At 71.2% G+C, this 11,346-nt stretch carries 16 protein-coding genes and 1 pseudogene; 12 read left to right on the top strand and 5 right to left on the bottom strand.

The genetic code is table 11. The features are described 5' to 3' along the window. Positions 1-7: 7 nt before the first annotated feature. A complete protein-coding gene (cobF, locus tag ACZ7GJ_RS02590; protein WP_470748629.1) occupies positions 8-760 on the top strand; it encodes a precorrin-6A synthase (deacetylating) in 753 nt (250 codons plus the stop codon). Here the strand turns inward: cobF and ACZ7GJ_RS02585 are convergent. Both ACZ7GJ_RS02585 and ACZ7GJ_RS02580 read right to left on the bottom strand, forming a co-directional pair. Beyond that, positions 747-1,919, bottom strand: coding sequence for an aminotransferase class V-fold PLP-dependent enzyme (locus ACZ7GJ_RS02585; RefSeq protein WP_470748627.1), 1,173 nt, complete (start codon positions 1,917-1,919; stop codon positions 747-749). The two genes, cobF and ACZ7GJ_RS02585, sit on opposite strands and share 14 nt — an antisense overlap. Positions 1,920-2,103: 184 nt before the next feature. Beyond that, positions 2,104-3,774, bottom strand: a complete 1,671-nt coding sequence (locus ACZ7GJ_RS02580; protein WP_470748625.1) for a glycoside hydrolase family 71 protein — start codon at positions 3,772-3,774, stop codon at positions 2,104-2,106. A gap of 161 nt (positions 3,775-3,935) precedes the next feature. Here ACZ7GJ_RS02580 and ACZ7GJ_RS02575 point away from each other — a divergent pair, with 161 nt between their 5' ends. Continuing rightward, positions 3,936-4,766, top strand: coding sequence for a DUF2254 family protein (locus ACZ7GJ_RS02575; protein ID WP_470748623.1), 831 nt, complete (start codon positions 3,936-3,938; stop codon positions 4,764-4,766). Positions 4,767-4,842: 76 nt separating this feature from the next. Next, the gene (locus ACZ7GJ_RS02570) at positions 4,843-5,508 is read left to right on the top strand and encodes an HAD family hydrolase (RefSeq protein ID WP_470748621.1); all 666 of its coding nucleotides are present in this window, start codon (positions 4,843-4,845) and stop codon (positions 5,506-5,508) included. Here the strand turns inward: ACZ7GJ_RS02570 and ACZ7GJ_RS02565 are convergent. Further along, positions 5,489-6,712, bottom strand: a complete 1,224-nt coding sequence (locus ACZ7GJ_RS02565) for a transcriptional regulator (protein WP_470748619.1) — start codon at positions 6,710-6,712, stop codon at positions 5,489-5,491. The two genes, ACZ7GJ_RS02570 and ACZ7GJ_RS02565, sit on opposite strands and share 20 nt — an antisense overlap. A gap of 193 nt (positions 6,713-6,905) precedes the next feature. Between ACZ7GJ_RS02565 and ACZ7GJ_RS02560 the strand changes: the two genes are divergently transcribed. The 5 genes from ACZ7GJ_RS02560 (at position 6,906) to ACZ7GJ_RS02540 (ending at position 8,527) form a co-directional block, all read left to right on the top strand. Next, positions 6,906-7,070 (top strand): hypothetical protein, encoded by a 165-nt coding sequence (locus ACZ7GJ_RS02560; RefSeq protein WP_470748617.1) that lies wholly within the window; start codon positions 6,906-6,908, stop codon positions 7,068-7,070. Continuing rightward, positions 7,063-7,275, top strand: coding sequence for a hypothetical protein (locus tag ACZ7GJ_RS02555; protein ID WP_470748616.1), 213 nt, complete (start codon positions 7,063-7,065; stop codon positions 7,273-7,275). The genes ACZ7GJ_RS02560 and ACZ7GJ_RS02555 overlap by 8 nt, the downstream gene beginning before the upstream one ends. Then, positions 7,272-7,592, top strand: coding sequence for a hypothetical protein (locus ACZ7GJ_RS02550; RefSeq protein WP_470748614.1), 321 nt, complete (start codon positions 7,272-7,274; stop codon positions 7,590-7,592). Before ACZ7GJ_RS02555 ends, ACZ7GJ_RS02550 begins: the two co-directional genes overlap by 4 nt. A gap of 168 nt (positions 7,593-7,760) precedes the next feature. Continuing rightward, positions 7,761-8,279 (top strand): glycine-rich domain-containing protein, encoded by a 519-nt coding sequence (locus tag ACZ7GJ_RS02545; RefSeq protein ID WP_470748612.1) that lies wholly within the window; start codon positions 7,761-7,763, stop codon positions 8,277-8,279. An 89-nt stretch (positions 8,280-8,368) separates the two neighbouring features. Beyond that, positions 8,369-8,527, top strand: coding sequence for a hypothetical protein (locus ACZ7GJ_RS02540; RefSeq protein ID WP_470748757.1), 159 nt, complete (start codon positions 8,369-8,371; stop codon positions 8,525-8,527). A gap of 92 nt (positions 8,528-8,619) precedes the next feature. On the opposite strand, the pseudogene ACZ7GJ_RS02535 reads toward ACZ7GJ_RS02540, so the two are convergent. Further along, positions 8,620-8,748 (bottom strand): annotated as a pseudogene (locus tag ACZ7GJ_RS02535) (helix-turn-helix transcriptional regulator); the annotation flags it as partial. Positions 8,749-8,869: 121 nt separating this feature from the next. On the opposite strand from ACZ7GJ_RS02535, the gene ACZ7GJ_RS02530 reads away from it, so the two are divergent. The 4 genes from ACZ7GJ_RS02530 to ACZ7GJ_RS02515 all read left to right on the top strand — a co-directional run bounded on the left by ACZ7GJ_RS02530 (position 8,870) and on the right by ACZ7GJ_RS02515 (position 10,685). Then, the gene (locus tag ACZ7GJ_RS02530; protein WP_470748610.1) at positions 8,870-8,998 is read left to right on the top strand and encodes a hypothetical protein; all 129 of its coding nucleotides are present in this window, start codon (positions 8,870-8,872) and stop codon (positions 8,996-8,998) included. A gap of 65 nt (positions 8,999-9,063) precedes the next feature. After that, entirely contained in the window at positions 9,064-9,819 is a 756-nt protein-coding gene (locus ACZ7GJ_RS02525; protein ID WP_470748608.1) for a DUF2254 family protein, read from the top strand. 12 nt (positions 9,820-9,831) lie between these two features. Further along, complete coding sequence (locus tag ACZ7GJ_RS02520; RefSeq protein ID WP_470748606.1) at positions 9,832-10,011, top strand: hypothetical protein; 180 nt, start codon at positions 9,832-9,834, stop codon at positions 10,009-10,011. Positions 10,012-10,208: 197 nt separating this feature from the next. Next, a complete protein-coding gene (locus tag ACZ7GJ_RS02515; protein ID WP_470748605.1) occupies positions 10,209-10,685 on the top strand; it encodes a hypothetical protein in 477 nt (158 codons plus the stop codon). A 7-nt stretch (positions 10,686-10,692) separates the two neighbouring features. On the opposite strand, the gene ACZ7GJ_RS02510 is transcribed toward ACZ7GJ_RS02515, so the two are convergent. Continuing rightward, positions 10,693-11,226, bottom strand: coding sequence for a GNAT family N-acetyltransferase (locus ACZ7GJ_RS02510; RefSeq protein WP_470748604.1), 534 nt, complete (start codon positions 11,224-11,226; stop codon positions 10,693-10,695). Positions 11,227-11,346 lie beyond the last annotated feature (120 nt).

Below are 11,346 nucleotides of genomic sequence, written 5' to 3'. Positions count from 1 at the left end.
TAGCCGGGTGAAGAAGTTCTCAGTGATCGGCATAGGCGCAGGCGACCCGGACCACCTGACCCTCCAGGCGGTCAAGGCGATCGGCGCGGCGGACGCGTTCCTCATCCTGGAGAAGGGCGAGGAGAAGGCGGATCTGACCGGGCTGCGGCGCGCGATGCTCGACGCGCACGCCCGCCCCGGCCACCGGCTGGTGGAGGGCCGGGACCCGGACCGCGACCGGACCCCGGCCGACTACACCCCGACCGTGGACGGCTGGCGCAGTGCGCGGGCCGAGATCTTCGAGCGGTTCATCGCCGAGGACCTGTCCGAGGGCGAGACCGGGGCGTTCCTGGTCTGGGGCGACCCCTCCCTCTACGACTCCACGCTCGCGATCCTCGACGAGGTGCTGGAGCACGGCCGCGTGGCCTTCGAGCACGAGGTCGTGCCCGGCATCAGCAGCATCTCCTCGCTGCTCGCCCGGCACCGGACGAACCTGAACCGGGTCGGACGCCCGGTCCAGATCACCACCGGCCGGCGCCTCGCGGCGGGCTGGCCGCAGGACGTGGACGACGTGGTGGTGATGCTGGACGCCCGGCACGCCTTCACCGCCCACCTCGACCAGGACCTCTTCATCTACTGGGGGGCCTACGTCGGCACCCCGGACGAGATCCTGGTCTCGGGGAAGCTGGCGGAGGTCGCCGGCCGCATCGAGGAACTGCGTACCGAGGCCCGTGCCCGCAAGGGTTGGATCATGGACACGTACCTGCTCAGGCGCGGCTGACGTACTCGCCGAGGGCCGCGGCGAGGCGCTCGTACTCCTCGGCGCGGTTGTAGACCTGTCCGCAGACCCGGATCCCGCCGCCGCCCGGCCAGGGCCAGATCAGCACCCGGATCCGCAGCCGCGCCGCGATCTCCTCGCGCAGGTCGCGGGCGGCCTCATGGGTCGCGGCGACGCCGGCCGGCAGCTTCAGCGTGCGCATGGCGAGGCCGTCGGTGTGCGGGAGCGCGGTGATGCCGGGGAGCTCGGCGAGCACGGCCGCGCCGTGGGCGGCCAGTGCGCTGTTGTGGGCCCGGACCTCGGCGGCGCCGAGCCGGTCGAGCAGGTCCAGGCCGTCGGGGGCGGCGAGCCAGCCGGTGTAGTCGACGGTGGCGCGGTTCTCGACGGAGCGCGGGTACCCGTGCTCGTGCTCCCACGAGGGTACGAGCGGCCGGACGCGGTCGCGGTGCTCGGGGGCGACGGCCAGGATCGCGCTGCCGGACGGGGCGTAGCCCCACTTGTGGAGGTTGCCGAACCAGAAGTCGGCGCCGCCGGCGAGCGGGTCGGCGATCATGCCGGGGGCGTGGGCGCCGTCGACGACGGTGGTGACGCCCCGGTCGGCGAGCTCGGCGAGGAGCCTGGGCGAGGCGATGACCCGGGCGGTGGGCGAGCTGATGTGGTCGAGTACGGCGACCCGGGTCCTCGGGGTGAGGCCGGCGAGGACCGCTTGGCGTACGGCGTCCTCGTCGGGCAGCTCCGGGTCCAGGGCGACGGTGGTGACGGGGGCGCGGCGGGCGCAGGCCGCGACGACGGTGCCGTAGCCGTGGTCGGTGACCAGGATCTCGTCGCCGTCGGCGAGGGGGATGGCGTCGAGGGCGAGGTTGGCGCCCTCGGTGGCGTTGGAGATGAACGCGAGGCCGTCCGGGTCGGCCCCCAGCCGTACGGCGATCCGGCCGCGGGCGGCGGCGAGCCGCTCGGGCATGCCGATGAAGAAGCTGTCGGGGTCGGCGTGCGCCTCCGCGCGCAGTGCGGCCTGGCGCTCCTGCACGGGGATCGGTACGGCGCCGAAGGAGCCGTGGTTGAGGTGGGCGATCCCGGGGTCGAGGCGGAACAGGTCCCGCCCGCCCGGGAACTCGCCCGGCGGGTCGGCGGGCTTGCGGACCGGGCTTATGGGCTCGCTCAATTGGGCCTCCGTGGGTGCGGCGCGCAGGTGTCGATTGGATCATCCCCCATCGCCGGGCGCGAGGGCGAGATCGGGCCGCGGTCCGCCGCCGCCCCGGCGGCGCGCCCTAGGGGGTGTCGTCAAAGTGGCGTCGGCCGCCCGAAGGGCGGGCCCCGCTGGCCAGACGGGACTTTGACGACACGACCTAGTTCCGACCGCTGGTCGCCGCGTGGTACTGGAGGTCCTGGACCTCCACCGTGCGGTCCGCCGGGTACGGCAGCTCCACGCCCGCGCCCGGCTTTCCGTCGCGCACCACCGTCGCCGAGCTGATGCCAGGGCCCAGCGGCAGCAGTTCGGAGTGGAGGCCGGCCGGGGCCTCGTACGTCCCCTTGGCCGCTCCGACGGCGGTGCGCACGCTCGCCGGGCCGGTGAGGAAGCTGAGCACCTCGACCGTGTCCCGGGCCGGGGCGCTGCCCCTGCGCAGGGCCATCACCAGGGACTGCCCGCCGGTCGGTCCGGCGCCGGCGAACTGCGTGCGCGCGGTGAGGTAGACGGTGTCCCGGACGATCTTCGGCCAGGCGCCCGTCTTGAACTTCGTGAGGTAGTACGAGCTCAGGTCCAGGTACGCGTGGCCGTTGTGCAGGGAGGGTGCGAACTGGCTGCCCTCGGAGTAGTCGTTCCAGGTGGTCAGCTGCACCCAGTCGGCGCCGTCCTCGATGGCGCGCGTCCATGTGGTGCGCAGGGTCGCGGTGTTGCCCGCCTCGTCGTAGATGCCCTGGTTGGGGCGGGCGTCCTGGACCGACACGGGCTGCATCCAGATCTTGCCCATGCCATGCGTCCGCCGCACGTCGGCCGCGGCGCCCTCCTGGCCGACGTAGCTGCGGCTGCCCCACTCGGAGAACCCGTAACTGATGGGCGCGAAGGCCGCGTTGTTCGCACCGAACTCCAGGAAGAGCGGGACCAGTGCCGTGCGGATGCCGTGCCGGGACTGGAGCACGTCCATGACCCGGCTCCACCAGTCCGGCTTCTGCTGCTCCGCCTTGAACGGGGAGACGACGAGCCGGCCGTCGGCGAGCCGGTGCGCGGCCGGGGCCTTGCCGAGCTCGGCGATGGCGTCGGCGAGCACGGCCGGATCGTCGGTCTTCAGCGAGGTCATGTCCGGCATCAGCATGATCCTGAAGGCCGGGTCCACCGAACGGGCCGCTTCCATCAGGAGGTTGGACCGGTCCCGGTTCTGGCCGGAGAGGGAGAGCATGTCCAGGGTGAACCCGTCGATGCCCGCGGCGCGGGCGGTGCGCACCTCCTGCTGGAGGTTGGCCAGTTCCCAGGCACCGCTCTTGGGCGGCACGGGCAGCGGCCGGTCGCGCAGCAGGCCGCCGTAGCGCGCGTGCTTTCCGTTCTCGCCGCCGGGGTTGAGGTAGTTGCGGGTGTAGTAGTCGCCGTCCGCGCTCGCGTTGTCGAGCGAGAGCGGGTACGGGGTGAAGTAGTGGGCGAACACCAGCTTCTTGCCGGCGCTGCCCGAGCGCAGGGCGGCCGGCTGCGGCATGTCGAAGGGCAGCGCGCCCTCGGGACGGGCGGCGCCGGTGTCCGGCCCGGCCTTCGGGGCGGCCTCGCCGGTCTGCTCGCCGCTCCGGCTCTCCTGCGGTACGGGGCTTGCGCTGCCGGAGGGGGCGGGGCCGGCGGACCAGGGCTCGCCGATGCGGGGGCCGGAGTCGGCCGAGCCGGCCTGCCCGTTGGCGGCCGTGAAGGGGTCCCAGGCGATGCCGGTGGCCGCGCAGACACCGACCAGGAGGAAGGCGGTGATGAGGAGCGTCAGCAGCGGTCTGCGCCCCCGGAAGCGTGCGCGCCGCCTGTGCGACGGCCGGTCCGGCGTCATCCTGGTTCCCCTCCCGGAATATGCCCGCGTGTGGGCTGCACAGCAGTAGAGCCGATTACCGGGCTGCGGACAACCGTTCGCCTCCGGTCGAGCCGCGGCACGTACGTCACGTGGACCACAGGAACTACGCCGACCGCTTTGCCCGGGCTAACTTGACCTCCATGGCGATGACCGTGGTGCGGCGCGACCGGGGCCTGTTCCCGAGGCTGCGCAAACGCATGCGCAACTCCTTCCTCTTCGTACCGTTCACAGGGCTGCTGCTCGGCTGGTTCCTCGCGACGACCGTGGTGCAGGTGGACACCTTCATCCACGACCTCGACGCGCGCTGGTCCGATGTGGACCTCGCCGACCTGTGGTTCCTGCGTTCCGCGAAGGACTTCGGGGCGGCTGCGAAGAGCGCGGTCGCAGCGATGAGTTCCGCGATGCTGACCTTCATCGGCGTGGTCTTCTCGATCACCCTGGTCGCGCTCCAGATGGCGGCCGGGCAGTTCTCCCCGCGGGTGCTGCGCATCTATGTGGAGAGCCGGGTCACCAAACTCACCCTGGAGGGCAAGGTCGTCAGCGCGACGAAGACAGCCGACGAGTCCGTCACCAGCAGCACTTCACTCCAGGACGATGACCACCTGTTCGTGACCGTCGCCGCGAACGGCTGGTACTCGGTCGAGACTTACCTTGACGTCGAGGCGGACCCGGCGGGTGACCTGCTGATGGGCTGGTCGGCCCCGGCGTCCGCGGTGATGTCGTGGACGGAGGGCGGGATCAGCGCGGGCAACACCAACAACATCGGGTCGATCAAACTCGCGCGCAACGACATCGCGACGTCGTCCGGCGTCGGCATCATCGCGGCCGGATCGGCGGTTCGGCCCGGCGGGGTGCTGCGCGTCGCCGGCACGGGTGGCACGTTCCGGTTCCGGTGGGCCCAGTCGGCCTCTTCGGGTACGGCCACCATCATCAAGACAGGGTCCTGGCTCCGGCTGACCCGCATCGCCTGAACGACAGCGCCCCCTCTCCGCCTTCGGGCTGGGAGGGGGCACTTTCGTGCGTCCGGGGGGTCGTAGGCTTGCCCGTATGACGATTCGCGCTGTGGTGTTCGACGTCGGCGAGTGCTTGGTCGACGAAACCCGGGAATACGGCACTTGGGCCGACTGGCTGGGCATCCCGCGGCACACATTCGCCGCAATGTTCGGCGCTGTCATCGCGCAGGGCCGCGACTACCGGGACGTGTTCCAGGAGTTCCAGCCCAACTTCGATCTCACCAAGCAGCGCGAGGCCCGCGCGGCCGCCGGGAAGCCAGAATGGTTCGGTGAGGACGACCTCTACCCGGACGTACGGCCCGCGCTCGGGCAGCTCCGCGCTGACGGACTATGGCTCGGTATCGCCGGTAACCAGACCGTGAGGGCGGGCGGCCTGCTGCGCGAGCTGTTCACGAAGGAAGTCGACCTCATCGGCACCTCGGACGACTGGGGCGCCTCGAAGCCGCACCCGGAGTTCTTCGAGCGGGTCGCTGCCGTCGTCCCGGCCGAGCCGTCGGAGATCCTGTATGTCGGGGACCGCGTCGACAACGACCTCCGCCCCGGCGCCGCCGCGGGCATGCACACCGCGCTCGTTCGCCGGGGCCCGTGGGCCACAATCCAGTGGAACACCCCCGAGGCCATCGAGCTGCCGACGTTCCGCATCGAGAGCCTCGCCGAGCTGTCCCCCCGGATCGCCGAGTTCAACAGGCGAGAGCGCTGACCACCGCCCCCCAGCCGTAGAGCCGGTCGTCGAGGTCGCGGACGTACTGCTCGTGCTCCCACGGGCCGAGCGCGCGCCGCACCTCGCGGACCCGCTCCAGCCCGGTCGCGTACCAGTGCGTCTCCAACAGCTCCAACGCGCGGAGGGCGTAGCGCGCTGCGTCCTCCGGCTGTCCGGCGGCGGCCTCGACCGCGCCGAGGTCGCCGAGGATGACGGTCCGCTGCTTGTCGGCATCGGCGGGAAGTTCGTCGAGCACAAGGAGCAGCGTCTCCCGTGCCTGCGGCAGGTGCCCGGCGGTGAGCTGGGTGTTGCCCTTGAAGGCGGCCAGCCGGGTCGGGCTGAACCAGTCCATCCACTCGGGGGTGGGCTGACTCGCGGTGTCCTCGACGACGGTCTCACCGTGGGTGATCAGGTTGAGGGCCGCGCGAGTGTCTCCGCACCGGGTTGCGCACTCAGCCTCGACCGCATCGAGCCACGCAATGAAGTGCCCGCTGGCCTGCCCCCTCCGGGCGTAGGTTCGGGCGGCGACCATGCGCTCTGTCGCGGCGGGCCGCTGTCCGGCCCATCCGGGGATGAACGCCATGTGGGCGAGAACGGCGCTGCCGAGGAGCGCGTCATCTGCTTCTCCGGCAGCCTGGAGCGCGCGGACCCAGGTGTCTCCGGCTCGGTCGGGTTCGCGAAGGTCGAAGAACTCCACCCGCCCAGCGAGGAGCCAACTCTCCGCGAGGGCGGCGGCAAGGGCCTGGCGGGTGCGACCGGTGGTCGCGTCGAGCAGTTGGCCGCCGAGGGTGGCGTGCGCGGCAACGGCGGGGTGCAGTATGGCCGGCGCGACGGTCCAGTACAGCCGGCGGTGGGCGCGGGTGACGGCAAGGAAGTCGGCTGCCGCAGTTGCAGGCTGCGGGGCACTGGGGGTGCGAAGCGGGCCGCGGTTCGCGGGGGCGATGAGGCTTCGGGTCGCCTGGGGGCCTGAGCCGGGTGGGACGTTGAAGCCAAGTTCGTCGAGGGGGCGGCCGAGGAGGTTGACGAGGGCTTGCCGCACATCCGGCTGAGGTAGGGGCGGGTTCTCGGCTTCGTATCGGCGAGCCTGCCGGAGTCCGATGTGGAGGCCGCGTGCTGCGAGGGCGTCCACGAGTTCCTGTTGGGTCCGGTATCCGGCTGCTTGGCGGGCCGCTTTGAACCGGGCGTTGCCTGTGCTTCGAGTCATTCCAACTCCCATGGGCCGTAAAGGTTCTGACCTACTGTCTCAGGACGTCCTCTTGACTTCCATGGTTCACCAGGACGGGGGCCACAAAGCCCTGTTTTAGGGCCCGGAAAGGCCGCCTAAAAGTCCTCGCAATGGGACTTCTCCGGGTCCATGGTGTCTCTCACCACCCGCTGACGACGGTAGGGAGTGACCCGTGACCAGCGAGAGCTGTGCCCGCAGCGTACTGAGCGCAGATACCCCGGACGGATACCCCGCGGAGTGGGGCACCCAAGGCTTGGGCTTGCCCAGCGCGGACCTCCTCGAACGGGCCCGTGTCGGCTGGGAGCACTTCACCGGCGAGGAGCCGGCCGATGTCTGAGGCGTACAAGTACGTTCCGCACCGCCTGCTCCGCAAGCCGGTACGCGACATCGCGTCCGGTACCGAGGGTGAGCTGATGGCCGTCATCCACGAGGACGTGTCCGACGACATCGTCTACGAGCGGTGGGTTGACGTGGCGTACATCCGGACCGGGTCCGGCCGGGAGATCACCACCCATGTCGGCAACGTGGAGGCCACTTCATGAGCAGCTCGGTGACCCCTGAGGAACTGATCGCGCGGACCCTCGTGCCGCACGAGGAGCACCCCGGCCCCCTTGAGGCCACGCGCCTCGTCAACCAGCTGCTGGCCGCCGGGCAGCGGGTCGGCTTCCGGCGGCACCGCATCCCGCTGGAGCAGCAGTACCCGGTGCTCGACGTAGCGATCCGGGAGTGGATCCGGCTGGTGAAGACGCCCCCGCAGTCCAGAACCCCTGACGCCACTTGGGCCTACGCGCAGTCCCTCGGTAAGGCTCTTCAGTCCATGGTCATGGCGATGGCCAAGTGCCAGGCTCCGCCCGCGTGAGCGAGTGGCAGCGCCAAGCCCTGTACGTGCTGATCGTCCTCGGCCTCTTGGCCGTCATCGTCGTCGGCACCCACTGAACTCCCGCCCCGGCGCCCGGATCGTTCCCCTTCGAGCGGCCGGGGCGGGTCACCCATCACCGCACAATCGGATCTCGCTGAGGAGCACATCGTGACCGCTGCATGCCAGACCGGCCCGCAGAAGCCGCCCCCGCCCCGCGCTCTCCTCTCCGACGCACAGTTCAACGACGTCCGGGCGACCGTCCTCGACAACAACCCCGGCATGGAGCCGGAGATGGCCGGCCGCCTCGTCGTCGAGACCCTCAAGTTCGTCGCCGCCGCCAGCCTGTTCCCGACGGTGCGGATCGCTCCGACCCGCGAGGTCGACGAGGGCTGGCACGCGCTCATCCTGCACACGCACCTGTACGCGACCCTGTGCAGCCGCCTGGGCCGCACCGTCCACCACTACCCGGAGCGGCCCGATCAGTCCCGCCACGACCCGGACGTCCTGACGCGGACCGTGGCCCTGATCGAGCAGGCCGGGTACACGCCGGACGCCGAGCTGTGGACCGGCCCCGAGAGGTCCCTGGTCACCGTCGCAGCGTCCTGCTCGCACACCCCGGTTCCGGGCGGGTGCGGCCCGATCAACCCCGGGAACTGTGCAACGCACGGCGGCGGCGAAGGGGAATAGGCTCCACGCACCCGACGAGAGGCGAGGACATGGACGGCAGCGAGGCTTGGCACGTGCACAACGCCATGAGGCGGCATGGAATCTCCGGGGTGGTAGCACCTGAGACCCCGCGGGACCCGGCCGGTAGCTGGCGGGTGTACGACGAGGCCGACCCCAGTACGCGTCGAGACATCACGGCGTACGTCCTCGCCCGGGTCGCTGAGGCGCGCGAGCGGCAGCCCGAGCGCGGCTTCGTCTTCGCGCGCTGAGTCTCATCCAGCCCCGGCCGGGCCCCCTTCCGGCCGGGGCTACTCGCGGACCAGGTCGGCGAGCGGCACGCCGATGGCGATGCGTCGGCGATGCGGAGCAGGACCGACAGCCGTGGGTCGCTGGTGCCGTACTCGATTCGGTGAACCGTCTTGTGGTCGACGCCGACGCGTTCGCCCAGCTCAATCTGGGTTAGGTCGGCGTCGAGGCGGCCGGTTCTCACTCAGGCGCCGATGCCCCGGCGGCGGGCGCTTACCCAGGCCGGGGGGTCGTCGGTCGGCATCCCCCAAAACTGGAATGATCATGCCGTTTTGCCTTTACCTGTCCAGGTAAATTCGGTGATCATGGCTCGAACTTTCTATCGCGTGGCCGACCTTGCCGCGATGCCGATCGCCGCGCTCATCCTCCAGTTCGAGCGGCTCCGTGGCCGGCTGGACGACATGATCCGCTTGGTTGACGAGACCCACCGGTAAAACGCCAGTTCAGGAGCACTCCAAGCTCAACTCAACCTATATGCCGAGCAAACTTTTCGCCGGCCGTGTTTCTGTGCACCTTCCTCTACACCCTGCGGGTCCAGAAGGAGTACACCGGAGCCACCGATTCCAGCGACGCGGTCGTGCCCTACCTGGGCGCTTCGCTCGCCATGGGCTTCGTGGTGCTGAGCCTGGTCCTGTTCGTCGTCTACGTCCACTCCACCATTCGGCTCATGCGCGTCACGTACGTCATGGACCGCGTCACGCAGGAGAGCCTGCGGCTCATCCGCTCCAGCGCCGGACCCGCCGCCCGCAGCGGCCCTGACCCCGACCCGCAGCCCGAGCCGGGCGGAACGCTGGTGCCGCACACCTGGCGGCCCGGCGTGCTCCAGACGGTGGACGTGCCCCGGCTGGTCGCGGCGGCCGAACGGGACGGTCTCGTGCTGCACCTGATCCCGCGCATCGGGGACTACCTGGTGCCGCACACCCCGCTGTTCCGCGTCTCCGGCGGGCCCACGCCGCCCGACTCCGAGCTCCAGGCCGCGCTGGACATCGGCGTGGAGCGGACCACCGAGCAGGACCTCGCCTTCGGCATCCGCCAGCTCGCGGACATCGCCGCCCGCGCCCTGTCGCCCGCGGTCAACGACCCCACCACCGCCGTGCAGTCCCTGGACCGGATCCAGGTGCTGCTGACCGCCTTCACCGGGCAGCCGCTGGGCCGGGCGTACCACCGCGGCGCGGGGGGCGGCGTACGGCTGGTGGAGACGCTGCCGAGCTGGCCGGAGCTGCTGGACCTCGCGCTGACCGAGATCCGGGACTAGGGGGTCGGCTCGGTGCAGATCACCCGGCGGATCGCGGCGTGCCTCGACGATCTGGAGCGGGTCGCACCGGCCGACCGCCGTGAACCCGTACGCCGGCACCGGGATCTGCTGGAGGAGGCGGTACGGACCACCGCTCCGACACCGCAGCGCGCCGCCTTCGCCCTCCAGCCTGACCGGCAGGGCATCGGCTGAGCGGGACGGGAGCGGGCAGGAGCGGGACGGAAGCCGGAGTGGGAGCGGGCCTTTCGGCGGAATGCGACATTCCCCTGGTCTTGCTCCGGAACTGGCGCATAATCGACCGCATGCGGCTTGAACCAACCCTCTGGCCGCGCCTGGTCACGCATGCAATGGGGGGCATCGTGCCGATGAGGGAATCCCGACCGACCGTCATGAGCGCGAGAACGGGAAGAGGCGGCACCACCGACGGCACCACCGACGTCCTGCCGACCACGTTCACCGAGCTGTCCCTGCTGCTCGCCGCCGTGCGCCGCAGCCGCGTGCTGACCGTGACCGGCCCGCTCAGCGAGCCGCGCAGCCTGCTCGTACGGGACGTCGCGCAGCGGCTCGCGTCCAACTTCTACGACGGGGCGGCCGTGGTCACCGTCCAACAGCAGGGTGGCGTGCGCGAACTGGTGGCCGCGCTGGGCTGCGTACCCGGCATGCCCTTCCTGCCCTGCGGGACGACGAACGCCGCCTCGTGGCTCGCGGAGCGGGACATGCTGCTCGTGATGGACGGCTGCGACCACCTGACCACCGCCGCGCTGGACTGGCTGCGCACCCTTCTGGCCGACGCACCGGGCCTGTGCATCCTGGCCTCCGGCCGCCATCCCCTGGCCGTCGGCCAGGGCCGGATCCACCGCCTCTGACGTCACCTCACGCGTCCTGCCAGTCCTCCGCGAGGAGGCCCAGCACCACCTCGTCCAGGAACTCCCCGCACACCCACGCCGCCCCGCGCAGGGTTCCCTCCAGGGTGAAGCCGGAAGCGGTCGCGGCGCGGATCATGGCGGTGTTGTCGGCCAGCGTGTCGACCTGGAGCCGGTGCATCCCGCGCACGGAGAAGCCGTAGCGGCAGAGCAGCCGGACGACCTCCGCGCCGAACCCGCGGCCCCGGCTGCCCGGGAGCAGCGAGATGCCGAGGTGGGCGGAACGGTTGTGGGGGTCGATGGACCAGAGCAGGGCCTCGCCCGCGAGCTCGCCGGAGGCCAGGTCCACCACGGAGAAGACGGCGACCGTGTCGGAGGGCGGGGAGGGCTCGTACGGGGAGTGGCCGCTCTTCGCGCCGACCGGCCGCCAGGGCCGGGTGTCGGCGCGCGAGCGGGTCGCCACGTCCTCGTACAGGGCCGCGTGGAGCACGGGTACGTCATCGGTGTGCCGGGCCCGCAGCCCGGTCAGCCTTCCCTGGATCATGGCGTCTTACTAGCTCCCGCGGGGGCCGGACCACAAGCGGGTTTCCCGATGCGGGTTGATACGGGTCCGCCCCGGTCGGCTGCTGCCGACCGGGGCGGAACACGTGTGGCTCACAGGAGC

It is taken from the genome of Streptomyces sp. NPDC037242, assembly GCF_055604165.1.
This window is presented reverse-complemented; position numbering and strand designations above follow the sequence as displayed.

Excerpts from the sequence above, each read along its gene's own strand:
- ACZ7GJ_RS02580 (WP_470748625.1), bottom strand. The coding sequence starts at position 3,774 with ATGACGCCGGACCGGCCGTCGCACAGGCGGCGCGCACGCTTCCGGGGG.
- ACZ7GJ_RS02575 (WP_470748623.1), top strand. The coding sequence starts at position 3,936 with ATGGCGATGACCGTGGTGCGGCGCGACCGGGGCCTGTTCCCGAGGCTG.
- ACZ7GJ_RS02570 (WP_470748621.1), top strand. The coding sequence starts at position 4,843 with ATGACGATTCGCGCTGTGGTGTTCGACGTCGGCGAGTGCTTGGTCGAC.
- ACZ7GJ_RS02565 (WP_470748619.1), bottom strand. The coding sequence starts at position 6,712 with ATGACTCGAAGCACAGGCAACGCCCGGTTCAAAGCGGCCCGCCAAGCA.
- ACZ7GJ_RS02555 (WP_470748616.1), top strand. The coding sequence starts at position 7,063 with ATGTCTGAGGCGTACAAGTACGTTCCGCACCGCCTGCTCCGCAAGCCG.
- ACZ7GJ_RS02550 (WP_470748614.1), top strand. The coding sequence starts at position 7,272 with ATGAGCAGCTCGGTGACCCCTGAGGAACTGATCGCGCGGACCCTCGTG.
- ACZ7GJ_RS02530 (WP_470748610.1), top strand. The coding sequence starts at position 8,870 with ATGGCTCGAACTTTCTATCGCGTGGCCGACCTTGCCGCGATGCCGATC.
- ACZ7GJ_RS02515 (WP_470748605.1), top strand. The coding sequence starts at position 10,209 with ATGAGCGCGAGAACGGGAAGAGGCGGCACCACCGACGGCACCACCGAC.
- ACZ7GJ_RS02510 (WP_470748604.1), bottom strand. The coding sequence starts at position 11,226 with ATGATCCAGGGAAGGCTGACCGGGCTGCGGGCCCGGCACACCGATGAC.